At 55.9% G+C, this 25,606-nt stretch carries 26 protein-coding genes and 1 riboswitch; of the genes, 25 read left to right on the forward strand and 1 reads right to left on the reverse strand.

All coding sequences use genetic code 11. The features are described from left to right. Positions 1-5 precede the first annotated feature (5 nt). The 10 genes from ACH518_RS08545 to ACH518_RS08590 all read left to right on the forward strand — a co-directional run bounded on the left by ACH518_RS08545 (position 6) and on the right by ACH518_RS08590 (position 10,810). The gene (locus tag ACH518_RS08545; protein ID WP_445372565.1) at positions 6-2,741 is read left to right on the forward strand and encodes an Hsp70 family protein; all 2,736 of its coding nucleotides are present in this window, start codon (positions 6-8) and stop codon (positions 2,739-2,741) included. Between the two features lie 16 nt (positions 2,742-2,757). Continuing rightward, complete coding sequence (locus tag ACH518_RS08550) at positions 2,758-3,465, forward strand: acylneuraminate cytidylyltransferase family protein (protein ID WP_445372566.1); 708 nt, start codon at positions 2,758-2,760, stop codon at positions 3,463-3,465. Continuing rightward, entirely contained in the window at positions 3,462-4,442 is a 981-nt protein-coding gene (locus ACH518_RS08555; protein WP_445372567.1) for an NAD-dependent 4,6-dehydratase LegB, read from the forward strand. Before ACH518_RS08550 ends, ACH518_RS08555 begins: the two co-directional genes overlap by 4 nt. Continuing rightward, entirely contained in the window at positions 4,435-5,574 is a 1,140-nt protein-coding gene (locus ACH518_RS08560; RefSeq protein ID WP_445372568.1) for a LegC family aminotransferase, read from the forward strand. The genes ACH518_RS08555 and ACH518_RS08560 overlap by 8 nt, the downstream gene beginning before the upstream one ends. A 445-nt stretch (positions 5,575-6,019) precedes the next feature. Next, complete coding sequence (locus ACH518_RS08565; protein WP_445372569.1) at positions 6,020-6,718, forward strand: TylF/MycF/NovP-related O-methyltransferase; 699 nt, start codon at positions 6,020-6,022, stop codon at positions 6,716-6,718. A gap of 5 nt (positions 6,719-6,723) precedes the next feature. Beyond that, the gene (locus tag ACH518_RS08570) at positions 6,724-7,632 is read left to right on the forward strand and encodes an ATP-grasp domain-containing protein (RefSeq protein ID WP_222101923.1); all 909 of its coding nucleotides are present in this window, start codon (positions 6,724-6,726) and stop codon (positions 7,630-7,632) included. Beyond that, a complete protein-coding gene (locus ACH518_RS08575; protein WP_445372570.1) occupies positions 7,604-8,251 on the forward strand; it encodes an HAD family hydrolase in 648 nt (215 codons plus the stop codon). The genes ACH518_RS08570 and ACH518_RS08575 overlap by 29 nt, the downstream gene beginning before the upstream one ends. A 12-nt stretch (positions 8,252-8,263) precedes the next feature. Further along, a complete protein-coding gene (gene neuC, locus ACH518_RS08580) occupies positions 8,264-9,424 on the forward strand; it encodes a UDP-N-acetylglucosamine 2-epimerase (RefSeq protein WP_140913543.1) in 1,161 nt (386 codons plus the stop codon). After that, positions 9,424-10,092 carry a PIG-L deacetylase family protein gene (locus tag ACH518_RS08585; RefSeq protein WP_140913544.1) on the forward strand — a complete coding sequence of 223 codons (669 nt, stop codon included), beginning with the start codon at positions 9,424-9,426 and terminating at the stop codon, positions 10,090-10,092. The genes neuC and ACH518_RS08585 overlap by 1 nt, the downstream gene beginning before the upstream one ends. Positions 10,093-10,117: 25 nt before the next feature. Further along, the gene (locus tag ACH518_RS08590; RefSeq protein ID WP_140913545.1) at positions 10,118-10,810 is read left to right on the forward strand and encodes an acylneuraminate cytidylyltransferase family protein; all 693 of its coding nucleotides are present in this window, start codon (positions 10,118-10,120) and stop codon (positions 10,808-10,810) included. A gap of 256 nt (positions 10,811-11,066) precedes the next feature. On the opposite strand, the gene fba is transcribed toward ACH518_RS08590, so the two are convergent. Continuing rightward, positions 11,067-12,074: a class II fructose-bisphosphate aldolase gene (gene fba, locus ACH518_RS08595; RefSeq protein WP_445372571.1), complete on the reverse strand. Its 1,008-nt coding sequence runs from the start codon at positions 12,072-12,074 to the stop codon at positions 11,067-11,069. Positions 12,075-12,407: 333 nt separating this feature from the next. Between fba and ACH518_RS08600 the strand changes: the two genes are divergently transcribed. The 15 genes from ACH518_RS08600 to ACH518_RS08670 all read left to right on the forward strand — a co-directional run bounded on the left by ACH518_RS08600 (position 12,408) and on the right by ACH518_RS08670 (position 25,593). Next, positions 12,408-13,175: a VPLPA-CTERM sorting domain-containing protein gene (locus ACH518_RS08600; RefSeq protein WP_445372572.1), complete on the forward strand. Its 768-nt coding sequence runs from the start codon at positions 12,408-12,410 to the stop codon at positions 13,173-13,175. Positions 13,176-13,292: 117 nt separating this feature from the next. Beyond that, complete coding sequence (neuB, locus tag ACH518_RS08605) at positions 13,293-14,381, forward strand: N-acetylneuraminate synthase (protein ID WP_445372573.1); 1,089 nt, start codon at positions 13,293-13,295, stop codon at positions 14,379-14,381. Beyond that, on the forward strand, positions 14,378-15,016 hold the full coding sequence (locus ACH518_RS08610; RefSeq protein ID WP_278209431.1) for an acetyltransferase: 639 nt from the start codon (positions 14,378-14,380) through the stop codon (positions 15,014-15,016). Before neuB ends, ACH518_RS08610 begins: the two co-directional genes overlap by 4 nt. 2 nt (positions 15,017-15,018) lie before the next feature. Beyond that, positions 15,019-16,071 carry a nucleotidyltransferase family protein gene (locus ACH518_RS08615; RefSeq protein ID WP_445372574.1) on the forward strand — a complete coding sequence of 351 codons (1,053 nt, stop codon included), beginning with the start codon at positions 15,019-15,021 and terminating at the stop codon, positions 16,069-16,071. Positions 16,072-16,205: 134 nt separating this feature from the next. Continuing rightward, positions 16,206-17,057, forward strand: coding sequence for a flagellin N-terminal helical domain-containing protein (locus ACH518_RS08620; RefSeq protein ID WP_140914043.1), 852 nt, complete (start codon positions 16,206-16,208; stop codon positions 17,055-17,057). 63 nt (positions 17,058-17,120) lie between these two features. Further along, the gene (locus ACH518_RS08625; RefSeq protein WP_140914042.1) at positions 17,121-17,564 is read left to right on the forward strand and encodes a flagellar protein FlaG; all 444 of its coding nucleotides are present in this window, start codon (positions 17,121-17,123) and stop codon (positions 17,562-17,564) included. 18 nt (positions 17,565-17,582) lie between these two features. Next, positions 17,583-18,977 (forward strand): flagellar filament capping protein FliD, encoded by a 1,395-nt coding sequence (gene fliD, locus ACH518_RS08630; protein WP_445372575.1) that lies wholly within the window; start codon positions 17,583-17,585, stop codon positions 18,975-18,977. A gap of 21 nt (positions 18,978-18,998) precedes the next feature. Then, entirely contained in the window at positions 18,999-19,379 is a 381-nt protein-coding gene (fliS, locus tag ACH518_RS08635; RefSeq protein WP_231879421.1) for a flagellar export chaperone FliS, read from the forward strand. Next, entirely contained in the window at positions 19,366-19,707 is a 342-nt protein-coding gene (gene fliT, locus ACH518_RS08640) for a flagellar protein FliT (RefSeq protein WP_445372576.1), read from the forward strand. Before fliS ends, fliT begins: the two co-directional genes overlap by 14 nt. Before the next feature lie 194 nt (positions 19,708-19,901). Continuing rightward, positions 19,902-21,719, forward strand: a complete 1,818-nt coding sequence (locus ACH518_RS08645) for an ABC transporter ATP-binding protein (RefSeq protein ID WP_445372577.1) — start codon at positions 19,902-19,904, stop codon at positions 21,717-21,719. A 61-nt stretch (positions 21,720-21,780) separates the two neighbouring features. Next, entirely contained in the window at positions 21,781-22,179 is a 399-nt protein-coding gene (locus ACH518_RS08650; protein ID WP_445372578.1) for a helix-turn-helix domain-containing protein, read from the forward strand. Between the two features lie 147 nt (positions 22,180-22,326). Beyond that, positions 22,327-22,479, forward strand: coding sequence for a hypothetical protein (locus tag ACH518_RS08655; RefSeq protein WP_445372579.1), 153 nt, complete (start codon positions 22,327-22,329; stop codon positions 22,477-22,479). A gap of 284 nt (positions 22,480-22,763) precedes the next feature. Next, positions 22,764-22,864, forward strand: a riboswitch (guanidine-I (ykkC/yxkD leader). A 63-nt stretch (positions 22,865-22,927) separates the two neighbouring features. Then, the gene (locus ACH518_RS08660) at positions 22,928-23,923 is read left to right on the forward strand and encodes an ABC transporter substrate-binding protein (RefSeq protein ID WP_445372580.1); all 996 of its coding nucleotides are present in this window, start codon (positions 22,928-22,930) and stop codon (positions 23,921-23,923) included. Positions 23,924-23,938: 15 nt separating this feature from the next. Then, positions 23,939-24,748: an ABC transporter permease gene (locus ACH518_RS08665; RefSeq protein WP_445372581.1), complete on the forward strand. Its 810-nt coding sequence runs from the start codon at positions 23,939-23,941 to the stop codon at positions 24,746-24,748. 5 nt (positions 24,749-24,753) lie between these two features. Next, positions 24,754-25,593 carry an ABC transporter ATP-binding protein gene (locus tag ACH518_RS08670; RefSeq protein ID WP_445372582.1) on the forward strand — a complete coding sequence of 280 codons (840 nt, stop codon included), beginning with the start codon at positions 24,754-24,756 and terminating at the stop codon, positions 25,591-25,593. The last annotated feature ends 13 nt before the right edge of the window (positions 25,594-25,606 follow it).

Here is a 25,606-nt window from a genome sequence, read left to right on the forward strand (position 1 = left end):
GCATTTTGAATACCTCAGCCAGCCAATATTTAATAGGTATCGATCTGGGTACCACCCATACCGTCGTGGCCTATGCCGCTGTCGGCGATCCGCACAAGACCATACGCCTGTTCGAAATACCGCAGATGACTGCGCCGGGCGAAGTCGGGTCCAAACCGCTGCTGCCGTCGGTGCGTTACCATCCGGCTGCGGGCGAACTGAGTGCGGAAGCCGGTTTCCTGTTGGCCGAGGACGGAGCCGTGCTGGGCGAAGCCGCGCGACTGCTGGGCGCCAAATCGCAAGGCCGCTTGGTCACCAGCGCCAAGAGCTGGCTGTCGCATACTGCGGTCGACCATATGGCGCCGATTTTGCCGTGGGGGAGTGACGAGTCGGTATTCAAGGTCTCGCCGCTGGCGGCCAGTGCGAGTTATTTGCAGCACGTGCGGACGGTTTGGGAGCAGCGCTTTCCCGACGCGCCGTTGGCGCGGCAAACCCTTGTCGTCACCGTGCCGGCCTCGTTCGACGAATCGGCCCGTTCTCTGACCTTGGAGGCGGCGAAATTGGCCGGTCTGGCTGACGTGCGTCTGCTGGAGGAACCGCAGGCCGTATGTTACGACTGGTTGCGCCGCCATGCCGGCAGTATCGAGCCCAGCCTGGCCGGCAGCCGCTTGATGCTGGTCTGCGACGTCGGCGGCGGTACTACCGACTTGACTCTGATCAAAATCGAATACGGCGCCGGCGAACCGAAATTGACCCGCATCGGCGTCGGCGACCACTTGATGCTGGGCGGCGACAATATCGATCTGGCCCTGGCGCACTTGGCCGAGAGTCGGCTGCGCGGCGCCGAACGCAAACTGTCCAGCGCCGATCTGGCGCAATTGTTGGAGCAATGCCGGATCGCCAAAGAGCGGCTGTTGGCCGACGATGCACCGGAACAGATGGCGGTGACCTTGCTCGGCGGTGGGTCCAAATTGATCGGCGGCAGCAAAACCGCGGCGTTGAGCCGGGAAGAGGTCAGGCAGATTGCGCTGGAGGGTTTCCTGCCTTTGTCGGGGTTGCAGGAACTGCCGGACAAGAAGCGCAGCGGCGTGGTCGAATTCGGCCTGCCCTACGCGGCCGAGCCGGCCATCAGCAAGCACATTGCCGGCTTTTTGCAGTCGCATTCCCATGCCGCGCAACAGGCCCTCGGCGAGACCGGCATTGTGCCTGATGCGGTGTTGTTGAACGGCGGTGTGTTCCGCAGCCGGGCGCTGGTGCAGCGGGTAACGGCGCTGCTGTCGGCTTGGCGCGGCGGCCGGGCGCCGACCGTGCTGGACAATCCGGACCCGGAATTGGCGGTTGCCTACGGTGCAGTCAGCTACGCCATCGCCCGCCGCGACAAAAAATTGCGGATCGGCGGCGGCGCGGCGCGCAGTTACTTCTTGTTGGTCGACAGTGCCGGGCAAAGCCGGCGCGGCGTCTGCATTTTGCCGAAAGGCAGCGAAGAAGGGCATGAAGTGTTGCTGGCCGGCCGCCAATTTGCGTTACGCGTCGGCCAGCCGGTGCGCTTCCATTTGCTGTCGGCCAGTGGCGACGGCGATTACCGCACCGGCGACCTGGTCGAACTCGACGACGACCGCTTCCACAGCCTGCCGCCATTGGCGGTGGCGTTCGAAGGCCAACAGCGGGCCGAAGTCGCCGTGCAGTTGTCGGCAACCTATACCGAAGTCGGCACCTTGCGTTTGCAATGCGTCTCACTGGATGGCGAGCAGCAGCGGTGGGATGTCGAATTTCAGATCCGCAAGGCCAAATCCGCGTTGGTAAATGCCGATTTGCCCGCGCAACTGCCGCAAGCCCTGGAAAAGATTCAGGCCGTATTCGGCGCCAAATCCAAACAAGTCGACCCGCAGGCGGTCAAAACCTTGCGCGCGGACTTGGAAAAAGTATTGGCGGCCCCGCGCGGCGATTGGCAAACCCCGCTGCTGCGCGAATTATTCAATGCCTTGTTGGATGGCAGCAAATACCGCCGGCGTAGCGAGCAGCACGAGCGATTGTGGTTCAGCCTGGCCGGGTTTTGCCTGCGGCCCGGTTTCGGTTACCCGTTGGACGACTGGCGGATCGAACAACTGTGGAAGCTGTATCCGGAAGGCCTGCAGTTCGTCAACGAAAAACAGAATTGGGCCGAATGGTGGACCTTGTGGCGGCGAGTCGCCGGCGGTTTGCCGGCCGAGGCCCAGCAACGCATTTTTAACGATATCGGCAAGTTCATCAATCCGGCCTCGGCCCGCCAGCCGGGGCTGGCGAAGCAACTCGCAACCCGCGGCTACGAGGACATACTGCGGTTGGCGGCATCGCTGGAGCGTTTGGCGGTGGCCGATAAATTGCAATTAGGCGAATGGCTGCTGAAACGTTTGGCCAAAGCCGGCGAACCCGAACAAAGCTGGTGGGCCTTGGGCCGGATCGGGGCGCGGATACTGTTTCACGGCAATAACCACGATGTGATACCGCAGGCTCAGGCGTCCGCTTGGTTAAACCAATTGCTGGCTGCCGATTGGAAAAAGCAGGTGCAGATCGGCTTCGCCGCGACCTTGCTGGCGCGGCGTTGCGACGACCGCGTCCGCGATATCGACGACGACTTGCGCCGGCAAGTGCTAGATAAATTGAAACAGGCCAAAGCCCCGGCGTCGTGGCAGGACATGGTGGCCGAATACACAGCGCTTGACGAAAGCCAGGAAAAACAAATCTTCGGCGAAGCCTTGCCGCCGGGTTTGAAACTGATTTAGCGCTGGGAGATAGGGCATGGCGCAAGCATTCGATTTACTGGTCGTGGTTCCGGCACGGAGCGGCTCCAAAGGTTTGCCGGACAAAAATGTCCGGCCGCTGGCCGGCAAGCCGCTGTTGGAATGGACCGCGCAAGCCATTAGTCGGGCCGGGTTGCCGCAGTCGTTGGCGCTGTTGTCGACCGATGCCGAAGCGTATGCCGAGATCGGCCGTAACGCCGGGCTGGCGGTGCCGTTTCTACGCCCGGCCTGTCATGCGACGGACGGTGCGTCGTCGCTGCAAGTGGTGGAACATGCCTTGGATTGGTTTCGCGGGAATCAGGGTTATTTGCCGGCTTGGGTCATGTTGTTGCAGCCAACCTCGCCGTTCCGCAGTCCGGCTATACTTCGCCAGGCGATGGCATTGGCCAATGGCGGTAACGTCGATGCGGTGATCGGTTGCAAGGAAATCCAGCGCAACCTGACCACGTTGTTCCAATTGCGCGACGGTTTCATGCAAGTGCTGGACAACCGGCAACCGACTCAAGCCAGCCGGCAACAAACCCAGCCGTTGTTGACTCCGAATGGGGCGATGTATCTGGTTCGGACCGACTACTTGCTGGAACATAAATCGTTCTATCCGCCGCAGACCGTGCCGTTGGTGATGAACGCCATTCAAAGCCTGGACATCGACACCGCAGAAGACTGGGCTATCGCCGAGGCCTTTGTTAAACAAGGATTGGTATGAAAAAAGTATTAGTGACCGGCGCCGACGGTTTCATCGGCTCGCATTTGACCGAAATGCTGGCGACGCGCGGCTGCGAGGTACGGGCTTTGGCGCAATACAATTCGTTTAATTCCTGGGGCTGGCTGGACGATGCCGCCTGCAAACACGACATCGAAGTAGTGTGTGGCGACGTGCGCGATCCGGCGTTCTGCCGCAGCATTTGCCAGGGCGTCGATACCGTATTTCATTTGGCGGCGTTGATTGCGATTCCGTATTCCTATGTCGCGCCGGACAGTTATGTCGATACCAATATCCGTGGCACCTTGAACATCTGCCAGGCGGCGCGTGATGTCGGCGTTAGCCGGGTGATCCATACCTCGACCAGCGAGGTTTACGGCACCGCGCAATACGTACCGATCGACGAAAAACATCCGCTGCAACCGCAATCGCCTTACAGTGCCTCGAAGATTGCCGCCGATGCGATGGCGATGAGTTTTTTCAATGCTTTCAATCTGCCGTTGACGATTGCCCGGCCGTTCAACACTTACGGACCGCGCCAGTCCGCCAGAGCGGTGATTCCGACCATCATCAGCCAGATCGCCGCCGGTAAAAAGCAAATCCAGCTCGGCGACGTCACGCCGACTCGCGATTTCAACTACGTCGAAGATACGTGCCGCGGCTTCATCGCGCTGGCCGAGTCGGACAAAACCGTCGGCGAGACAGTGAACATCGGTTCCAATTTCGAAATTTCGGTGGGCGACACCTTGAATCTGATCAAAGCCATCATGGCCAGTGACGTCGAATTTCTGGTCGACGAGCAACGTTTGCGGCCGGAAAAGTCCGAAGTCAACCGGTTGTGGTGCGATAACAGCAAGATCAGAGCATTAACCGGGTTTAACCCGGAAGTCAGCTTGGAAGAAGGCCTGCGCCGCACCGTGGATTGGTTTTGCCGGCCCGAGAATCTGAAAAAGTACAAAACGGATATTTACAATGTTTGAGCGTTTGGTCGGTTTCGTCAGGGAGATTTACCAAACCGACGCTTTCATTCCGTTGCACGAACCGCGTTTTGCCGGCAACGAAAAACGCTATTTGAACGACGTGATCGACAGCACCTTCGTCTCCAGCGTCGGGCCGTATGTCAGTGAATTCGAGCGCAAGATTGCCGAATATTGCGGCGCCAAGCATGCGGTGGCTACCGTCAACGGCACTGCCGCGCTGCATATCGCATTATTGCTGGCCGGCGTCGAACCCGGCGACGAGGTGGTCACCCAGGCGGTGACCTTTATTGCCACCTGCAATGCGATTCACTACTGCGGCGCCGAGCCGGTCTTCGTCGACGTCGATAGCGCGACTCTAGGCCTGTCGCCGGCGGCGTTGGCAGCGTTTCTGGAGCAACACGGCGAGCGCCGCGACGGCGGGGTTTATAACAAAACCAGCGGCAAGCGTATCGCCGCCTGCCTGCCGATGCATACCTTCGGCCATCCTTGCGATATGGCGGGCTTGCTTAAGGTCTGCGGCGACTATGGAATCGCCGTCGTCGAGGATGCGGCCGAAGCGTTGGGTAGCCGGCTCGGCGATCGGGATTGCGGTACGTTCGGCAAACTCGGCGTGCTCAGCTTCAACGGCAACAAGATCATCACCACCGGCGGCGGCGGCATGATTCTGACCGACGATGACGAACAGGCCCGGCAGGCCAAGCACCTGACGACCACAGCCAAACTGGCCCACGCCTGGAAATTCGAACACGACCAAATCGGCTACAACTACCGGATGCCGAATCTGAACGCTGCGTTGGGTTTGGCACAACTGGAGCAATTGCCGGAATTCGTCAAGGCCAAGCGCGAACTGGCGGCCCGTTATCTGGCTTGGGGCGAGGCGAACGGCGCCGAAATAATTCGGGAGCCTGCCGGAGCACACGCCAATTACTGGCTCAACGCAGTGCTGCTGGAGGATCTGGCCGCGCGCGATGCGTTTCTGGAATACGCCAATCACCATGGCGTGATGACCCGGCCCTTGTGGGAACTGATGCCGGATTTGCCGATGTATCGCCATTGCCAAACCGATGGTCTCACGCAATCGCGAAGTGTCGTCAGGAGGTTGGTGAATATTCCCAGCAGCGTGCTATTCTGAATTGAATTCGTTGCTTACAAACTTGGGAGAAGAGATGGCAACAAGAAAGCAGCGAGGATTTGGTCTTATCTAATTCGGGATAATTTCGTGCTTTACCAGAATGAACAAACAATCGGTTTTGATTCCAGGCTTTATGCAAGCGAACGGGATTGAATGATTAGATTGATGTTGTGCCTAAGCCCGAAAAATTCAAAATGCTTGGTTCGGGTTGCGGTATTGGTTGTTGGCTTGGGATTCTAGGGTGCCATAGATATCGAAACATGCCGGATTTAACTGAGAAAGTCGTAGTACCTGCTATGAGTACGAGTAGGGTCGGTCCAGTCTTAGTTTATCTCGCCAAAATTGAATGTTTGATTGACGGGCTGTTGGAGAATTATGGAGTTTAGAGGCCTTTACAAGGGATTAGATTTCGCGCAACCACTTTAATAGTGCTCAGGAGAGCTTGATGAAACCATTGATAGAAAAATATCCCGCACCCATCAACTCCAAACTGGATAATTTCGAAAAATATGTCAGGCGCCAAGCCCTTTCACGATTTCTGGTTAGGTACGAATTGTTCCAGATGCAGCTTCATATCAAGGGCAGCATTATTGAATGCGGTGTTCATCATGGTGGCGGATTGATGGCGTGGGCCAAGCTTTCGGCTGCACTCGAGCCGTTTGCCTTGGATAGGCGTATCTTCGGCTTCGATACATTCGAGGGGTTTCCGTCGGTAAACGACAAGGATATCGGCTTGGCCACCAATGAACAAACCAAAGTCGGCGGACTTTCTACTTCATATGACGTCTATGCTGAATTACAGGAGCTGATCGGCGAATTCGATGAAAATCGGGTGCTTAACCAATTCGAGAAGGTGTTCTTGGTCAAGGGGAATGCCATGCAGACCATTCCAACGTTTTTGGAGCAGAATCCCCACGTTCTGATTAGTTTGCTGTTTCTGGATTTCGATCTTTACGAGCCGACTAAAGTGGCTCTGCAGTACTTTCTACCGCGCATGCCAAAAGGTTCTATTCTGGCGTTCGACGAAATCAATAATCCTTGGTGGCCGGGTGAAACCATGGCCATGCTGGAGTTCCTGGATATCGGGCAAAAAGAGATAAGACGTTTCTCGTTCGATCCAAACATTGCCTATATCGTAATGTGATAAACATGATGCGCAAGAAGGTTTTGACTGAGGCGTCGGGTAGTTTGGTAAGCGGCTATTTGCTTAAAGCGATCAAAGACGCCGGTCATATCGCCGTGGCGTCCGATATCGATGAACAGTGCGTAGGGCGTTATCTGGCCGACGAATTCGTAAAAATGCCGTCGAAGCACGCTCCGGATTTATGGGTAATCGTTTCGGCTATTCTTGCTGAAAATCGCATCGATGTCGTCATACCTTCGCTGGATGAAACGCTGTTGGGTTGGGCAGAGAACAAACATCGGTTTGCCGCACAAGGTGTCGAAGTCATCATCTCTGATCCATCGGTGATCGAAACCTTTGTTGATAAATGGTTGGCGTACCGTTTTTTTGTTGAGAACGGCATACCAACGCCGGATTCCAGTTTGAACCAGGACTATCCGTTGGTCAAACCCCGTAACGGCAGAGGTGGACAAGGCGTTTGCGTCACCTCTGAGCCGGTCGATATGAACGGGATGTTGTCGCAGGAGTTACTGGAGGGAGAGGAATATACGGTCGATGTGCTGTGCGATAAGGCGTCGCGGCCGCTGTATATCGTGCCTCGCCGACGCATCGGAGTGAAAGACGGTAAATCGACACAGGGCATCGTCGTTAATCATGCGGAAATCGTAAAGGTAGTTAATGCATTGTGTCAGGCTACTCAATTTGTCGGTCCAATCAATGTCCAGTGTTTTTGCTGTAACGACGGTACGGTAAAAGTCGTTGAGGTCAATCCGCGCATTGCCGGTGGGATGGCGCTAGGATTTGCGGCGACGGAAAACTGGGTCGCGGTGTTGTGCAACAAACTGACTGGCGAAACGTTATATCGAGCCAAGCCGATTAACTACGGGCTCAGGATGCTGAGGTACTATGCTGAAGTCTTTGTATCCGAGCATTGACTGGCAGAATGTCAAGGCCGTCGGCTTTGATCTCGACGGTACACTTTACGACGAATTCGATTTCATATACCAGGTCTACCGGCCGATTGCGGAAAAGCTCTCCGCCGTGGTGGGAGCGGAGCCGGCAGACACTTATAGCGATTTGCTCAGATGTTGGCTTGACAAAGGCAGTTCGTATAACCGGATTTTTTCGGACGTGTTGGCGGCTGCCGGGATCGAACAGGGGAACGCAGAGCGGACTATTGGAGAGTGCCTTGAGCTGTTCAGAGCCTTCCGGCCGGTTTTGCAATTAAATCATCGCGTCGTGAGCCTGCTGGAGTTTATGGCCGAGTACTATCCGTTATTTTTGGTTAGCGACGGTTCTTGCGCACTTCAGCGCGCTAAATTTGACGCTCTGGGTTTGGGGTCTTGGTTTAGGCCGGAAAACATTGCTATTTCGGGGTGCCTGACTTGCCGATCCGAAAAACCGGCTGCCGTTGCCGTGGATCATATCGCGATTTTCAATGGGGCTTGTGATCCCTCCGAGGTTGTTTTTTTCGGCGATCGGACCGTCGATCGCTTGTTTGCCGAGGCGGCGGGGTTCAAATTCGTTGGTGTTAAATGTATGTGGCCTGTTTGAGGATGGATCGGCATGGGTAAGAGGATGGTGCTTGGCGTTACGGGTATTCGTTCCGAGTACGACATTCTGTCTTCGGTGTTTAGCGCAATTGATCGCCACCCGATGCTGGAATTGGAAGTCGCGGTGACCGGTGCGCATTTGGCTGATGCCTACGGTTATACGGTGGCTGAAATTCGCAAAGACGGGTTTAAGGTCGCCGATGAGATCGAGAGTCTGGTCAACGGCGATCGAGCGTCGTCGCGAGTCAAGGGGTTGGCTTTTCAGTTGCAAGGGTTGGTGCAAACGGTTAGCAGAGTAAAACCGGATTTTCTGTTGGTTTTAGGGGATCGGGAAGAGGCGATGTCGACAGCATTGGTAGGTGCCTACATGAATGTGCCGGTGGCGCATATAGCTGGCGGGGACAGAGTGGTAGGCAATGTCGACGATCAAGTGCGGCATGCGGTTACCAAGCTAGCACATCTTCACTTTGTCACCAATCAGGAAAGTTACCAGCGGATTATTCGTCTCGGCGAACAGCCGTTCAGGGTGTATGACACCGGCAATCCGGGGCTGGATCGATTGTTGCAAGTGCCGATTCTTACTGCGGAACAACTTTCGGCGCGTTTGGGGTTTGCCGTCGAGGACGGTGAACCGTTGATTTTGTTAATTCAACACGTTATTTCAACCGAAATCGAACAGGCTTATTGGCAAATGCGGCAAACCTTGGAAGCTGTTAAGGCTCTGGGTATCAAAACGGTTTTGATTTATCCCAACTCCGATGCCGGAGGTCAACAGATTATTAAGGCCATCCGAGAGTATGAAGACTTGCCGTTTCTGCATGCTGTTAAAAATATGCCTCGGTTGGAATTTGTTAACGTCATGCGCCGGGCCAGTTGTATGCTCGGCAATTCCAGCGCCGGTATTTTGGAATCACCCTTGTTGAAGCTGCCTGTGATTAACGTAGGCAATCGGCAAAAAGGCCGTTTGCATGCCGAAAATGTCGAGTTCGTGCCTCACGATGTCGACTCGATCATCGCCGCGGTGAAAAAGGCCGCGTTTGATGCGGATTACCGAAAACAGGTCGGCCGCTGCCGCAACCCTTACGGCGATGGCCGATCCTCACAGCGGATCGCCGATATTCTGGCGAGCATCGCAATCGACGAAAGCTTGTTGATCAAGGACATAACGTACTAATGACAAACGTAATAGCGGTGGCTCCGCATGCCGATGACGAAACCTTAGGTTGCGGTGGCACTTTGCTCAGGCACGCTCGGGCCGGCGATCGAATCCATTGGTTGTTGTTGACCAAAATGACGGCGGAGCAGGGTTTTAGCGAAGCGCGTATTTCAGCCAGAGATCGGGAAATTGCCGAAGTGTCGCGTCATTACGGGTTTGCTTCAGTCGATGTGCTTGATTTTCCGTGTACCCGTTTGGACTCGATTGCCAAGGGTGACTTGATTGCGAAGATCTCGAGCGTATTCCAAACGCTGCGGCCGGAAGTTGTTTATTTGCCGTTCCGCGGTGACGTGCATTCCGATCATGCGGTTGCCGCCGATGCGGTCATGTCGTGCTGCAAGTGGTTTCGTAACGGCACAATCAAACGCATTTTGGCTTACGAAACCTTATCGGAAACCGAGTTCGGTATCAGGCCCGACACTTTAGGTTTTCGACCGAATGTGTTTGTGAATATTGAAGATTATTTAGAGCAGAAGCTCGAAATATTGCAAATTTTTGCCGGCGAACTCGGCGAGTTTCCGTTTCCGAGAAGTATTGAAGCCTTGCGTGCGCTGGCGATGTTGCGTGGCGCGACAGCCGGTTGTCAGGCTGCGGAAGCGTTTGTGCTGTTGAGAGAAATCATCTGATCGGCATAAAAAACGATAAAGCCTCATGAAAATTTTAGCGTTCATACCGGCACGCAAAGGCAGCAAACGTATCACGGATAAAAATATCAGGCTGCTCAGCGGCAAACCGTTGATTGCCTGGACGATAGAAGCGACCTTGGCTGCCGGCTTGGATATGGATGTCGTGGTATCGACCGATTCTACGGAGATTGCTGCCATCGCCGAACAGTACGGTGCCCAAGTACCGTTTCTGAGACCTGAACAACTCGCCGGTGATACTACGCCGACCTTCGACGTACTCGAATACACGTTGAATGCCTTAAAAATGGTCGGCAAAAACTACGATGCAGTTGTGCTGCTGCAACCGACCTCACCATTGCGTAAGGCAATACATATTGCCGAGGCCTTGCAGTTGTTGGAACAGCCCGAGGTACGTTCGGTGGTGTCGGTATCGGAGTTGGACTACCCGGTAGAATGGAGCATGCCGTTACCTGAAGATCGGAGCATGGACAATTTTATTGTTCAAAACGAACAAGCGTTAAGGACGCGTAGTCAGGATTTTTCCAAGCGCTATCGGTTGAACGGTGCGGTTTACTGCGCCAGAACCGCTGATATTTTGCAGCACAAAAGCTTTTATATGCGGCAAGGAACTCGAGCCTACATTATGGATAAGGCGTTTGCGGTTGATATAGACGATTTGTTTGACTTTGAATATGCGGAGTTTTTGATCAAGAGGTAGAGAAGGGGGTATTTATCGACGCTTCAATTACAAATCAAAATGCCCCCAGTCAAACTCAGACTCTAGTGTTTGCCCATTCTTTGCAATCCTTGGAAGCGGCCATCCTCTGCCCGTAACGTCGTTGAATTTAGCAACAAGCTGGCTGGCTCAAATCCTGTAGAAGCAGGCGATGTCTGAGAGCGAAGGTGTTTGTTCGCGGGCATGACTTCCTCCTACCAACCTTAACTGAACGGACATTACCCACGCCACCGATCGATCATCCGCTGTAACGCTGGGCCATTGCGCTTAATGGCAACGGTTTGATCTTGCCGGCGTGGCCGGCCGAGCCGAAGGCTTGGTAGCGCTCTTGACAGAGCTTTTGCATCGCATCTCTGGCCGCCGCGAAGGTCTTACGCGCATCCAATTCGGCGACATTGTCAGGCTGGGCCAGAAAGCGGCGCATGGCGCCGGTCGAGGCCATGCGCAGGTCGGTGTCGATGTTGACCTTACGTACGCCGTACTTGATGCCTTCGACGATTTCGGCGACCGGCACGCCATAGGTTTGCCGAATCTCGCCGCCGTGGGCGTTGATGACTGCCAGCCATTCCTGCGGCACGGAACTGGAGCCGTGCATGACGAAATGCATGTTGGGCAGGCGTTGCTGCAATTCGCGCAATCGGCTGATGACTAACACCTCGCCGGTGGGCGGCTTGCTGAATTTGTAAGCGCCGTGGCTGGTGCCGATGGCAACGGCCAATGCATCGACTCGCGTCAGTTCGACGAACTGAGTGGCTTCGGCGGGGTCGGTCAACAGTCGGCTGTGGTCGGTATCAGCTTCCAGCGAACCCAGACAGCCGATTTCGCCTTCCACCGACACGCCGCAAGCATGGGCCATGTCGACCACTTTACGAGTGACTTCGACGTTGTATTCGAAAGACGCCGGGGTTTTCATGTCCTCCAGCAGCGAGCCGTCCATCATTACCGAGCTGAAGCCGTTTTGGATCGCTTGCGCGCAAAGTGCCGGACTCGGAGCGTGGTCGCGGTGCATCACCAGCGGAATATGCGGATATTGCTCAACGGCAGCCTGGATCAAGTGGCGCAGGAAAATTTCGCCGGCATAACGGTTGGCGCCGGCCGAACCCTGCATGATCACCGGGCTGTCGCAAGCGTCGGCGGCCTGCATGATGGCCTGCACTTGTTCCATGTTGCTGATATTGAAGGCGGGTACTGCGAAATTGTGCTCGGCTGCGTAGTCGAGCAGTTGTCTGAGTGAAACCAGGGCCATAATGGATTTTTAGTTCGATGGAGCGGAAAGATTGATCGTGTTGCTTCGGCGCGGTTTGGGCCGCCGCAGGTTGATAATACTTGGATTTTACACGTTTTGCCGGGCGGGCTTGGTAGCGAAGGGGGTGGTAGGCGGCTTCTACAATTAAGAATAGCCAGGGAAACCGCTGTCAACTTAGTGGTGATGTTTGAGCAGAGCCGGGGATATACTGTGGTCGCGATTCGGATGCAAGCGAGCGGACACCGATTTGCAGGTTATGCCTAAGCGTTCGAAATCCGGATTGCGCCTAAACTTAGGCTACTGGCATGGAACCATCAATTTAGGAGTGTGACTATGAAACAAGCTAAGCGCGGTATCTTTCCCTGTTTGCTGATAGGGTTGCTGGCAACGGTCGCGGCACCGGCGAGTGCGTCGTACCAAGTAGTGAATGTTGCAGCCACCGCAGGGCCGTGGATGTGGGAGGCGGGGGGCTTGAACGACAGCTACCGTTACGGTCTCGGCGCCGACGGCAGTCCGGCCGCGCCCGACTATACGGCACCGTCGCGGCTTAAATTGGCGGATATTGGCATCGGGGCGGGTGATGCCGTGTTCATCGGGTATAGAAGCGGTCTTACCAGCGCCATCGGCGGGGTACCGGCGGTGGATAACAGCGGCTATGTGGGCAGTTCGTATAAAGACGACCAGCCTGGATCGAGCGGGCAGGTGTTACCGAGTTTCTACCTGCCCGGCGAATGGGGCGTGGCGCAAAATCCAGCGAACCCCGCCTCTTACGGTGTGTTCTTGCAAGCCTTGCTCGGTGCGCTCACCGATGACGCCGGCAATATTGTTGAGCTGTTCAGTCTGGGGACGGTGGTTGACGACAACGGCAATCCCACGCCGGTAAGCGGCGTCGCGTTTACCGTCCCGGTCGGCGTTAGCTATATTCAATTCGGTTTTAACGACGATATCTTTCGTGACAACACCGGGTCGGTCAGTGTCTGTGTCAATGGCGACGACGCGCAATGTACCGCGCCGGTGCCATTGCCCGCTGCCGCTTGGTTGTTCGGCGTCGGCATAGCGGGTATGTTGGGGTATCGGCCGCGGCGGCGATTTCGGGGTTGATTCTCCCGATTTTTAGGCTGCCAACTTCGCTTTTAAGGCAGCGGGCCATTGCCGATTGGACTAACCTTAAGGTTTTAGTCAGTCGTGGCCGGAAACGGCCGGGGAGTCAAGCAAGGCATGAGCCGGGTTTTTATCATCGCCGAGGCGGGAGTTAATCATAACGGAGATCTGGAAACCGCGATGCGACTTGTCGATGTGGCGGCGGCGGCGGGAGCCGATGCGGTAAAATTCCAGACCTTCAAGGCCGAAAAATTGGTAACGCAAACTGCAGCCAAGGCCGATTACCAAAAACATACGACCGATGCTTCGGAAAGCCAACTCGATATGCTGCGCAAGTTGGAGTTGAAGTACGAGTTTCACCTCCTCTTGCGCGATTACTGCCGCAGTCGCGCTATCGAATTTCTGTCTACCGCCTTCGATATCGACAGTTTGCGGTTTTTGGTCGACGAAGTCGGTGTGGCCAGACTCAAAATTCCGTCCGGAGAAATTACCAACGGCCCGTTCTTGCTGGCCCATGCCGAAACCGGCAAGGACATTATTGTTTCCACTGGTATGGCGACGATGGGGGAAGTGGAGACTGCGTTGGGGGTTTTAGCCTTCGGCTATCTCGGGTGGAGCCAGCCCGGTCTGGCCCGGTTTCGCGAGGCTTACGCTTCGGCGCAAGGCCAAAGCGTGTTGCGGCAAAAAGTTACCTTGCTACATTGCACCAGCGAATATCCGACGCCGCCGGAGCACGCGCATTTGCGGGCCATGGATACGCTGGCCCAGGCTTTCGGCTTGCCGGCCGGGTACTCGGATCATACCGAGGGATTGGCGGTGCCGATCGCTGCCGCGGCCCGCGGTGCGGTGTTAATTGAGAAACATTTCACGTTGGACCGCAGCTTGAAAGGGCCGGATCATCAAGTCTCATTGGAGCCGGACGAGCTGAAACAAATGGTCGAAGCCGTCAGAGTAGTGGAGCATGCGCTTGGCTCGCCGCTGAAAGTACCGCAACCGGTTGAGTTGAAAACTCGCGATGTCGCTCGAAAAAGTCTGGTCGCGGCCGAGGTTATCGCCGCCGGCGATGCGTTTAGTGTCGAAAATTTGGCGTGCAAGCGTCCCGGTACCGGCTTAAGCCCGATGGAATATTGGCGGCTTTTGGGGGTTGTCAGCCCACAAAGCTACCAGGTCGACGATTTGATTGCCAGCGGGCGGGAGCCGCAATGAAAAAGCCGGTGATATTGCTGGGGAGCGGCGGCCATGCCAAGGTGTTGTTGGGCATGTTGCAACGCTGCGGTTTCGAAATCGTTGGCGTGACCGATCCGGCGCGGCTGCCCGGCAGCGAATGGCTGGGCTGCCGAGTTCTGGGCGGAGACGAGGCGGTACGCGGCTTCGAGCCGGATCAAGTGTTGCTGGTCAATGGCATCGGTTCCTTACCGCACGACAACCGCATGCGCAGCACCTTGTTCGACGACTTTAGCGCCGCCGGCTACCGCTTCCAAAGCGTGTTGGACCCGGCGGCGTTTGTGGCCGGGCAAGTGCGTCTGGCAGCCGGGGTGCAGGTCATGGCCGGTGCTGTGATACAAGTTGGCGCGTTAATTGCTGAGAACTGTATCGTCAACAGCGGAGCAATTGTTGACCACGAGTGCCGGATCGGCCGTCACGTCCACATTGCACCGGGGGCGGTGCTTAGCGGGGGCGTTGAAATCGGCGATGGTACGCATATTGGTACCGGGGCGGTGGTGATTCAGGGTATACGTATCGGCAGCGGCAGTATCGTCGGCGCCGGCAGCGTCGTCACCAAGGACATCGGCGCGCGCCAGATCGTGTATCCGGCTCGTTCTCAGATTCAGGATTTATAAACATGAAGCAGCATTGGCAACAGGTATTGATCAGGCCGGAAGCGAGCCTGCGGACGACGATAGAAGTGATCGACCGTGGCGCGTTGCAAATTGCGTTGGTGGTGGACGACCTGGAAAAATTGGTCGGGGTCGTCACCGACGGCGATATCCGCCGGGCGCTGATTCGCGGTTTGTCGTTGGAACACCCGGTGGTCGATGTGATGAACAAGCGGCCTAAGGTCGCGAGTTTACACGACAGTAAAACTCAGTTGATTGCGATGATGGAAGGGCATCATCTCTATCAATTGCCGGTGGTCGACGATCAGGGCAGGGTGATGCGGCTGGAGTCGCTTCAAGCGCTGTATAAACAACCGTCGTTTCCGAACCCGGTATTTCTGATGGCCGGCGGTTTTGGTAAGCGCTTGCGGCCTTACACCGACGATTGCCCGAAGCCGTTGTTGGAAATCGGCGGCAAGCCTATTTTGCAAACCATCATTGAGAATTTCGTGAAATCCGGTTTCCGCCAGTTTTTCATCGCGGTGCACTACAAGGCCGACCAAATCAAAAACTATTTCGGTGACGGCGGCCGCTGGGGGATTTCGATCAGTTATATCGACGAAGCCGAGCCGATGGGGACTGCCGGTGCGATCGGCTTATTGCCGGACGAGTTGCCGGATGTGCCGCTGATCGTGATGAACGGCGACATTCTGACTCAAATCGATTTTTCCCGTTTGCTGGCTTACCACAACGAACAGCAGGCGATCGCGACGATGTGCGTCCGGCATTACGAGTACCAAATACCGTACGGCGTGGTCTCGGCCGAACAGCAACGCATCGTCGGCATTGAGGAAAAGCCGCTGCAGAGCTGTTTGGCGAACGCGGGAATTTATGTGTTAGATCACAGTTTGGTAAAGAGCATTGCCGAGCAGAAAAAGCTGGATATGCCGACCCTTTTTAATCAGCAAATCGCTCTAGGCGAGGCGGTGTCTATGTTTGCGGTCAATGACTACTGGTTGGACATCGGCCGCGAAGCCGACTTTTTACGCGCCCAAGGCGAATTTGCCCAGTATTTTTGAAAGTGCGAGGTTAAAGGAATTCAAAACGACGCCGATACATCCTTCGAGTTCGAAATGAATCATTTTTCTTCAGTCACTTAACCAACATCAGTCGTTTCCGCTCACGTAGCCGGACGTACTAGGAGGATAACATCATGTCAATGGTCATCAACACCAACGTAGCTTCATTAACCAGCCAACGGTTATTGAGCAATACCACTAGCTCGCTGAAAACCTCCATGGAGAGATTGTCCTCCGGTTTGCGGGTTAACTCTGCCAAAGACGACGCTGCGGGCTTGGCGATCAGCGACGGTATGACCTCGCAAATCAGAGGTATGACCGTGGCGATCCGTAATGCCAACGACGGTATTTCGATGGCGCAAACGGCAGAGAGCGCAATGGGTTCTATCACCGAGACCATGCAACGGATGCGGGACTTGGCGGTACAGGCTTCCAACTTCGGTGCGGTAAGCTCTAGCGATCGGGAAAAATTGCAGACCGAATTCAAACAGTTGGGCGATGAGATTGGCCGTATCATCAAGAATACCGAGTTCAACGGTAAAAAAGTGTTGAACGGTTCATTGGCTAACGTCAATTTCCAAGTGGGGGCCGGAACCTCGGCCAACAACCAGATTTCGATCAACGTCAGTGATTTGGCTACCGCTTCAGGTATACAATCGTTGTTCAGTACCGGTGCGGTTTCTATCGGTTCCGGCGCCGCTTCCGGCGATACCAGGGATGCGATCGACGCCATTGATAACGCGATCAAAAAGATCGATACTTTCCGCTCGACTTTGGGTGCTATCCAAAACCGCTTTACCACGACTATCGGCAATTTGCAGTCTTCGATCGAAAACCAAAGCGCCGCACGGTCTAGAATTATGGATGCCGATTTCGCAACCGAAACTTCTAACCTGAGCCGGACCCAAATTCTGCAACAAGCCGGTACGGCGATGCTGGCGCAAGCCAATCAGTCATCGCAAACGGTGCTCAGCTTGCTTAGATAAGGTTAGTAGGAAGGCTGCTTAACCGCGGCCTTCCATCATGTTTACTTAACAAGGGTTAATGTCATGAACAGTGAAATTACAAATGTGTTGAAACTGGTTCCTGTGACTACCGTAAAAACCGATAAGCAAGAGACGGGTAAAGTACTACCGCAAAACGCGAAGGCGACAAACGATCAGGGCGGCAGCAATGTCGCCGCTTTATCTCAAGACAAACAAGGCGCGGTAACCGCTTTGGCTGGAAACGAGAAAAAAGACAAAGCCGATCAAAAGCCGCCGCTGGAGGTAGTCCGGCAAGCCGCAAAAGAGGGAAATTCCATACTGCAAGCGACTCAACGCAATTTGCAGTTCAAAATCGACTCCGATACCAAAGAAGTTGTGGTCAAGATCGTCGATAGCGAAAGTGGAGAATTGGTGCGGCAAATTCCATCCGAAGAAATGTTGGCTTTTATCAAGCGGATGCAGGAACTGGAAGGCGATCAGGGTTCGGTGATTCAGGACCGAGCTTAGTCGGTTTGGGAGGGTGTCATGGGCATAGTGTCTTCTACGGGTCTCGGCAGCGGTATCGATATTCAAGGGCTGGTCTCGCAACTGGCTAGGGCGGAGACTCAACCGCAGTTGAATGCGATTCAACGGCAACGAGATACCGCCAGCGCCAGGCTGAGCGGCTTGGGGACATTAAAAAGCGCACTATCCGACTTTCAAACGGCAATCAATGCCTTGAAAGACGGTAGTGCCTTTCGTGCGCATACCAGCTCGTCTTCGGACGAGTCCAAACTCAAAATTACGGCGGACGCGTTTGCCGCTAGCGGAACTTATGCGCTGGAAATCACGCAGCTGGCCAAGGCGCAGAAAGCCGTTGCCAACGTCGAGTTTGCCGGAGTGACGAGTGCATTGAACTCGGGCACGCTATCGTTCTCGGCGACCTCGGGCGACAGCTTCAATATTACGGTCGACAGCAGTAACAATACCTTGGAAAAACTGCGCGATGCGATCAACAAAGCCGACGGCAATACTTTTGTTTCGGCCAGTATCGTCAATGTCGACAACGCGACCCATACTGGTACCGTGTCCAAATTGGTATTAACAGCAAAAAACACGGGTACCGCCAGCGGCTTCACCGTGAGTGGCACCGATGACGGCAATATCGGCGGTAACGTCAGTCTGGCGCAACTATCTTCCGCCAACCTGGATATCAAAACTGTCGCGCAGGACGCCGTGATTTCAATCGATGGTCAAACCGCGACCAGAAGCAGTAATAGTATTACCGATGTATTGCCCGGTGTGACGTTGAATCTGGCCGCGCAAACCGAGGCGAACAAGCCGGTGACTATCAACGTCGGCGTCGATAACGATGCGATAGCGAATAGCATCAATGCTTTCGTCACCGCCTACAACAAATTGAATAGCACGGTAAAAAATCTCGGCAAATACGGCGGTAGTACCGACGGTAGCGGCAACGGCGCATTGATCGGCGATTCGACCTTGCGTTATGTTGCGACCCAGATTCGGCAGAACACGTCCGGAACCGTATCCTCCGCCAGTGGGGACTACAATTCCTTGGCGATGATCGGGGTTTCCGTCAACAAGGACGGCGTGATGTCCTTGGACAGTTCCAAATTAAAAACCGCATTGGCCGCCAATTTTCAGTCTGTTAGCGATGTGTTTTCGTCTACCGACGGCGTCGCGACTCGATTGGCTTCCAAACTGTCCGGGTTGTTGCAATCCGGCGGCTCGATAGACAGCCAGCAAACGTCGTTGAACAAAACCATTTCCAAGCTGGACGACCGGAAAGACGACGTCAATGTCAGGTTCGAGCGGGTGCAGGCGGCTTTACAGAAACAATTTATCGCAATGGATAGTGCGGTCGGACAATTTAAGAATACGGGTAGTTTTCTGACGAATTGGATTAACTCGTTGTAATAGGGGATTAATATGTACGCAATGGCGAAAACTCGAAACGGTGCAAGGCAGTACGCAGATGTACATACCTCTAGCGGCTTAGGCGAAGAGTCACCGCATCGGCTGATACAAATGTTGATGGAAGGCTTTCTAGCCAGAATCAACTCCGCAAAAGGTGCGATCGCTCACGGCGATTTGGAAGCCAAGAGCGTTTATATCTCCAAAGCCATGGGTATCATCGGCGGCTTGAATGAAGCCGTCGATATCGAACAAGGCGGAGACATCGCCGCCAATCTGAACCAGCTGTATAACTACATTAACCTGCGTTTGTTGCAAGCCAGCGGCGAGAACAGCGAACAGATTCTGGATGAAGTGGCGTCGTTGATGAAAGACATCAAAGAGGCGTGGGATGCCATCGGTTGAGTCGGTAAACCCCGAGCTTGGGCTCGAGCTCGATAACTATGAGGCAGTACTGCTGGGTTTCAAACGTCGGATCGAACAATGCCTGGCCGCCGCCGAATGGGACGAGCTTCCCGCCATTTTGGCGTCCAGGCAGTCTTATCTGGAACGCATCGCCGGCCAGCAAATACCCGCTGAGCGTCGGGAATGGGTTAAGCAAGTTGCCCTGTCGACATTAGCCGACGATGCCGGATTTTTGAGTAAGGTCGAAGCCGACAAATCGGCGATGGCAAAACAACAGCAATCGCTGGAGCGCGGGATCCGCGCCACCCAGGCTTACAAAAACACTTGATATCCGCCATTTTCCGCCGGCTACTGCGCGTAACGCTGTTTAAGCACTGAGCGTCAGAACCAACTTTCCGGCGTAGCCGGAGCAACACCGGCACTCCCTTCCTCTCATCTGCCGGCCTCCGGCGAAGCCGCCGAAATTGCCGCCTCCGCCAATCCGCTATAATGCGGAACCGCTTTCTCGAACCGATTTTCTTCATGCCCAATTCCACCAGAGATCAGGATATCCGCCGCGCAGCGGAGGCACCGCCATTGCCTTGCCGGCCGTGGCGATTCGTATTGTTTTGCTTGCGGCCTTTCGGCTGGCTGTTGCTGTTGATGCTGGTATTGGAAACCGGCCAGGCCGCCGGCAGTATTCTGGTGCCGTACGCGATCAAGGCCTTGATGGATGCGGTCGCAGCGCAGACGCTGCCGGTCGGCGATTGGCTGGAAACCTTCAAACAACCTCTGCTGATCCTGGTAGGCTTGAATGTCGCGGAGATCGTCTCCAGTCGGGCCAGCGGCGCGGTGCTGATCATGATGGGGCCGCGCTTGCGCCAGAGAACTACCCGCCTGCTGTTTGCTTATCTGCAATACCACGCGCCGCGTTATTTCGGTAACCACTTCGCCGGTGCGCTGGCGCATCGTATCAGCGAAACGGCGATGAGCGTCAACCATACCACCTGGGCCGTGATCTGCGATTTCTGGCCGATTGCCGTGACCTTTTCGGTTTCCGTAGCGCTATTGCTGCAAGAGCATCAAGGTCTGGGCCTGTTCGTTGCAGGCTGGGTCGCCGGCTATGTTCTGGTTTCTTACTGGCTGGCGACGCGCTGTCAGCCCTACGCCCAGGAATTCGCCGCCACCCGCAGCATGGTCAACGGCAAAATCGTCGATGCGGTAACCAATATTCTGAACGCCAAATTGTTCGCCCGCTTGCACCACGAGCGCGAATACCTGGACGAATTCCTGGCGACCGAACTGAAAAGTGCCCGCCGCACCTTCTGGTACATGGAGCGGGTGCGCTGGTTTCAATTCAGCGCCGCGGCCGTGCTGAAAATCGGCACGATCGGCTATGCCTTGCAATTATGGCAAGCCGGCGAAATCAGCGTCGGCGCATTTGCGATGAGTACCGGGCTGGCGCTGTTGGTCATCGGCGATGCTCGTAACCTGAGCCGGCGTTTTCTCGAGTTCTTCGAGTACGTCGGCAACGTCGCCAATGGGGTTGAGACCATCGTCAAGCGCCACGAGATCGTCGACAGTGCCGACGCCAAACCGTTAAAGATCGGTCGCGGCCGGATCGAATTCAGGAACGTCGATTTTTGCTACGAACCCGGCCGGCCGGTGTTTCAAGGTTTGAGTCTGACCATAGAACCGGGCCAGCGGGTCGGCTTGGTCGGCTTTTCCGGCTCCGGCAAATCCACCTTCGTCAACCTGATCCTGCGCCATTTCGAGCCGCAAAGCGGGCAAATATTGATCGACGGCCAGGATATTCTGCAAGCCACGCAAGATTCGTTGCACGAACAGGTCAGCTTGATACCGCAAGACCCCAGCCTGTTCCACCGCAGCTTGCGCGAGAACATCGGCTACGGTCGCCTGGACGCGGAGATGGCCGAGATCGCCGAAGCCGCGCGCCTGGCCCATGCCGACGCTTTCATCGACGCCATGCCGGAAGGTTACGAGTCCCTGGTCGGCGAGCGCGGCGTCAAATTGTCCGGCGGCCAGCGCCAGCGCATCGCCATCGCCCGGGTCATGTTGAAAGACGCGCCGATTCTAATTCTGGACGAAGCCACTTCCAGTCTGGACTCGGTCACTGAAAAAACCATCCAGGAAAATCTGGACCGGGTCATGGGCCGCAAAACCGTCATCGCCATTGCTCATCGCTTGTCCACCATCGCCCATCTGGACCGGATTCTGGTATTCGACCAGGGCCGCATCGTCGAAGACGGCAGCCACCAGGAGTTGCTCGACAAGCGAGGCTGTTATTACCGGCTGTGGACCATGCAGGCCGGCGGCTTCTTGCCGGAGGAAGTGTATTAGCCGATTTTGCTTCGTCCGGCCGAGGCCCTGGCTCGCTTATGCCGGGTAATACGGCGAATTCATGCCGATGTTGGCTTCACGGGTGATTTCGCCGTCGAACGATTTGACCAAGAGATTGCCGTCGACGGTCCGGTTGTTGATCCCGCTAAGCCAGGTTTTCGACTTCAGGCCGGGCAATGTCCGCGAATTGGAAAACACCCTGGAACGTAGCGTGTTGTTCTGCAAGAGCAGCGAACTGACGCGTCTCGAGTTGGATCAGCCTGCCCCGGCCGCAGTCGGCAGCGACTGGAACGATCGCAAGCACAATTTATTGAAAGACGCCGAACAGGCCTTTCTGCAACAAGCCCTGCAAAGCCATCACGGCAACGTCAAGCAAGTTGCGGAAGCGATGGGTATTACGCCTAGAGAGGTTTACGCCAAATTAAAAAAACTGGACATCAAGCCCGGGCAATTTCGCTAGGCGGTTGCAGCCGGGTAACGGGGCGGCCAGCTTATTCCCAGCTAAAGGCCGGCACAAAGGCGCTGGGAATTGGGTTGGTTGCCAGCAACTGGACAATCCGCGCCTTTGCCAATAAGCTGGGCTTTTTGCAATCATCCGGAGTTCGGTATGGACATTTCCTGCTACCGCAGTACGCCGAAAATCGTCGGCGCATTCATCGAGGTACTTTATCAAAACCCGACCCTGGTGTTCGCCGTGGTGGTTGGGCTGAGCGGGTTGGTCGGAATTTGGCGCTATAAAGCCAATAACAAACCGGAATAGTCGCTGACGGTCCGGATGCAGGTAGTCGGGTTGGATTAATGCGCAAGCTCGACTGTGTCCAGAAAGCCGGGTGATGTTGCCGCTACCGGTACATTGCCAGATCTTTTTTGCACCAATTTGAAAGAGTCGTGCTGCTGCTGTTGCACTACGGTTGTGCAGGATTTGTCTGCAGACTGCTTGAGTTCCGTGTTAAGTGACTGATTTATAACGGTACGGATAATTGGCACTCTTTCTGCTGTAGATCATAACGAAACACGTGAGGTGCGATCAGAAAAGCACCTTGTCAAAATGGCGACTAGGGTTCCGGCTCGTTTTCGAGTGTCAGCGACCGAGAGTTGCCGGCTTCTTTCGGGGAGCTACACGGCGGGATAAAAGCCCGGGAGGTCAGACGGTTTAATCAACCGGTCCGCCTCTACGTGTGGCTTTTTCAACCCGACCGGAGCTGCTCATGACCTCAAATTCCCACCGCAATTTCTCTCGATTCCCGGCATTGGTGCTTGCCGCGGCGTTGTTTTGTCTGTCGATCCCGGCGCGCGCCGAAATCAAGGTCGGCGTCAGCGATTGGCCCGGCTGGGTGGCATGGTACGTCGCCGAGAAAAACGGCTATTTCAAAAAATACGGGGCCAAGGTCAAATTGGTGTGGTTTGCCAATTACACCGACTCGATCTCGGCCTTGTCGGCCGGCCAGTTGGACGCCAATTGCCAAACCTGGTCCGACACCATGGCGCCGCTCAGTAAGAACGTGCCGGTCAAAGCGATTCTGGTCAATGACAATTCCGACGGCAACGACGCCTTGATGGTCAATCCCACTATCAAAAGCTTTGCCGACCTGAAAGGCAAAACCATCGCCCTCGAGCAGTATTCGATTTCCCATTTCGTGCTCGCCACCGCGCTGAGCAAAAACGGCTTGAGTTTCGACGACATCAAAACCGTGAATCTGTCGGCCGGCGATGCCGCGGCGGCATTTCTGAGCGGCCGGGTCGATGCGACGGTGGTATGGAATCCCTGGGTCAATAATATCCAGGCCAGCGGCAAGGGCGCGGCGTTGTTCACATCCAAAGACATGCCCGGCCTGATCCCCGATTTGCTGGTCGCTCGAGTCAAAGCCATCGAAACTCACCGCGCCGAATTGGTCGGCATGATTAAAGCCTGGCAAGACACACAGCGCTTTATCCGCGAACAACCCGACCAAGCCGTTGCGATCATGGCCAAGGTGGTCGGCATGAAACCGGAGGCCTACAAAGTGTTTCTGCCGGGCACCCGTTTCTTTACCCTCGAAGACAATCTCAAAGCCATGGCCGCGGCCAGCGAACCAGCCTCGCTGGCCGCGGTCGGCCCGACCATCGCCAGCTTTCTGAAAGACAATCGCCTGATCGAATCCGTGCCCGATTTAGCCGCCGGCTTTGACGCCTCGTTGGTGACCGAAGCGCTCGCTGCTCATTAGCTCAAGGTGGCGACTATGACTGACAATTTGAATCCGCGCCGACCGCTGTGGGCGATACGCGGCAGCTTGGATCGGCGTATCCATTGGCTGATCGCCTGCAGCGGCTTGCTGCTGGCGCTGCTGGCTTGGTGGCTGGCTTCGACCGGCGGCGCGATAGACCCGGTGTTTTTGCCGACCCCGCCACTGGTGCTGAACAGCGCCTGGGAATGGCTGCATGACGGCGATCTGTTCGGTGACGTGGCGATCAGCGTTTACCGGGTGATGGCCGGATTTTTATTGTCGGCGGTACTGGCCTTGCCCTTGGGCGTCCTGGTCGGCACTTATGCGCCGGTCAAGGCCTTGTTCGAACCCCTGACCGATTTCATCCGCTACATGCCGGCGGCGGCCTTCATTCCGCTGGTGATGCTGTGGGTGGGCATCGACGAAGGCGCTAAGATCGCGATTATTTTCATCGGTACTTTTTTCCAGATGCTGCTGATGATCGCCGAGGACGTGCGCAGGGTGCCGATGGAGCAAATCGAAGCGGCGCAAACCATGGGCGCCGACCGCGACGAAATCGTGATGCGGGTGATCATGCCGTCGGCCAAACCGGCGATTCTGGATACCTTACGGGTAACGATTGGCTGGGCCTGGACTTACCTGGTGGTGGCCGAGTTGGTTGCGGCCAATTCCGGGCTGGGTTTTGCGGTCTTGAAGGCGCAACGCTTTTTGCAAACCGACAAAATCTTCGCCGGCATCATCTTGATCGGCCTGTTCGGACTGGCCACCGACCAATGCTTCCGCTGGGCGCATCGCCGCAGCTTCCCTTGGTTGTACCGGAGATAGCCGCGATGACGCCTCCCATTATCCAAATCCGCCAATTGCAAAAACGCTTTGCCGCTAACGGCGCGGACATCGTCGCGCTGCAAAATGCCGATCTCGACATCGCGCCCGGCGAGTTCGTCACCCTGGTCGGCGCCTCCGGCTGCGGCAAGTCGACCTTGCTACGCATCGTCGGCGGCCTGGAACCGGCCAGCGGCGGCAGCGTCAGCGTCGACGGCGCGGCAATTGCCGGCCCCGGTATCGACCGGGCCATGGTGTTCCAACATTACAGCCTGTATCCGTGGCTGACCGTCACCGAGAACATCACGTTTTGCAGGCAACTGAAGGTACACCGCGACGTGTCGACGCTGAGCGATGTCGAATCCGCCGAAGGCCGGGCCGACGCCTTGATCCGCTTGATGGGCCTGAGCCACGTGGCCGGCGCCTATCCCAACCAACTATCCGGCGGCATGCAGCAGCGGGTGGCCATCGCCAGGGCCTTGATGGCACGGCCGCGCATCCTGTTGATGGACGAGCCGTTCGGCGCGCTGGACGCCCAGACCCGCGAGGTGATGCACGATCTGATCCTACACGTTTCCATCCTGGAAAAAACCACGGTGCTGTTCGTCACCCACGACGTCGAAGAAGCGATTTATCTGGCGCACCGGGTGGTGTTGATGGCGCCCCGGCCGGGACGCATCGCCGCGGTGCATACGGTACCGTTGCCGGATCACCGCGACCAGGACATGAAGCAGAATCCAGACTTCATTGCCTTAAAAAAACAAATTCTGGCCGGCATCCGCGAGACTTCCGGCATGCACACCGATTACGAACTACTCGAGCGTCTGGGCCAAAGCCCGACGCTATAACCGATTCAGGAGA

Source organism: Methylomonas sp. HW2-6 (assembly GCF_052474525.1).

Excerpts from the sequence above, each read along its gene's own strand:
- ACH518_RS08590 (WP_140913545.1), top strand. The coding sequence starts at position 10,118 with ATGAAAATTTTAGCGTTCATACCGGCACGCAAAGGCAGCAAACGTATC.
- ACH518_RS08665 (WP_445372581.1), top strand. The coding sequence starts at position 23,939 with ATGACTGACAATTTGAATCCGCGCCGACCGCTGTGGGCGATACGCGGC.
- ACH518_RS08570 (WP_222101923.1), top strand. The coding sequence starts at position 6,724 with ATGATGCGCAAGAAGGTTTTGACTGAGGCGTCGGGTAGTTTGGTAAGC.
- ACH518_RS08650 (WP_445372578.1), top strand. The coding sequence starts at position 21,781 with ATGCCGATGTTGGCTTCACGGGTGATTTCGCCGTCGAACGATTTGACC.
- ACH518_RS08560 (WP_445372568.1), top strand. The coding sequence starts at position 4,435 with ATGTTTGAGCGTTTGGTCGGTTTCGTCAGGGAGATTTACCAAACCGAC.
- ACH518_RS08555 (WP_445372567.1), top strand. The coding sequence starts at position 3,462 with ATGAAAAAAGTATTAGTGACCGGCGCCGACGGTTTCATCGGCTCGCAT.
- ACH518_RS08550 (WP_445372566.1), top strand. The coding sequence starts at position 2,758 with ATGGCGCAAGCATTCGATTTACTGGTCGTGGTTCCGGCACGGAGCGGC.
- neuC (WP_140913543.1), top strand. The coding sequence starts at position 8,264 with ATGGGTAAGAGGATGGTGCTTGGCGTTACGGGTATTCGTTCCGAGTAC.
- ACH518_RS08655 (WP_445372579.1), top strand. The coding sequence starts at position 22,327 with ATGGACATTTCCTGCTACCGCAGTACGCCGAAAATCGTCGGCGCATTC.
- neuB (WP_445372573.1), top strand. The coding sequence starts at position 13,293 with ATGAGCCGGGTTTTTATCATCGCCGAGGCGGGAGTTAATCATAACGGA.
- fliT (WP_445372576.1), top strand. The coding sequence starts at position 19,366 with ATGCCATCGGTTGAGTCGGTAAACCCCGAGCTTGGGCTCGAGCTCGAT.
- fliS (WP_231879421.1), top strand. The coding sequence starts at position 18,999 with ATGGCGAAAACTCGAAACGGTGCAAGGCAGTACGCAGATGTACATACC.
- ACH518_RS08565 (WP_445372569.1), top strand. The coding sequence starts at position 6,020 with ATGAAACCATTGATAGAAAAATATCCCGCACCCATCAACTCCAAACTG.
- ACH518_RS08660 (WP_445372580.1), top strand. The coding sequence starts at position 22,928 with ATGACCTCAAATTCCCACCGCAATTTCTCTCGATTCCCGGCATTGGTG.
- ACH518_RS08645 (WP_445372577.1), top strand. The coding sequence starts at position 19,902 with ATGCCCAATTCCACCAGAGATCAGGATATCCGCCGCGCAGCGGAGGCA.
- fliD (WP_445372575.1), top strand. The coding sequence starts at position 17,583 with ATGGGCATAGTGTCTTCTACGGGTCTCGGCAGCGGTATCGATATTCAA.
- ACH518_RS08575 (WP_445372570.1), top strand. The coding sequence starts at position 7,604 with ATGCTGAAGTCTTTGTATCCGAGCATTGACTGGCAGAATGTCAAGGCC.
- ACH518_RS08670 (WP_445372582.1), top strand. The coding sequence starts at position 24,754 with ATGACGCCTCCCATTATCCAAATCCGCCAATTGCAAAAACGCTTTGCC.
- ACH518_RS08615 (WP_445372574.1), top strand. The coding sequence starts at position 15,019 with ATGAAGCAGCATTGGCAACAGGTATTGATCAGGCCGGAAGCGAGCCTG.
- fba (WP_445372571.1), bottom strand. The coding sequence starts at position 12,074 with ATGGCCCTGGTTTCACTCAGACAACTGCTCGACTACGCAGCCGAGCAC.
- ACH518_RS08620 (WP_140914043.1), top strand. The coding sequence starts at position 16,206 with ATGTCAATGGTCATCAACACCAACGTAGCTTCATTAACCAGCCAACGG.
- ACH518_RS08585 (WP_140913544.1), top strand. The coding sequence starts at position 9,424 with ATGACAAACGTAATAGCGGTGGCTCCGCATGCCGATGACGAAACCTTA.
- ACH518_RS08600 (WP_445372572.1), top strand. The coding sequence starts at position 12,408 with ATGAAACAAGCTAAGCGCGGTATCTTTCCCTGTTTGCTGATAGGGTTG.
- ACH518_RS08610 (WP_278209431.1), top strand. The coding sequence starts at position 14,378 with ATGAAAAAGCCGGTGATATTGCTGGGGAGCGGCGGCCATGCCAAGGTG.
- ACH518_RS08625 (WP_140914042.1), top strand. The coding sequence starts at position 17,121 with ATGAACAGTGAAATTACAAATGTGTTGAAACTGGTTCCTGTGACTACC.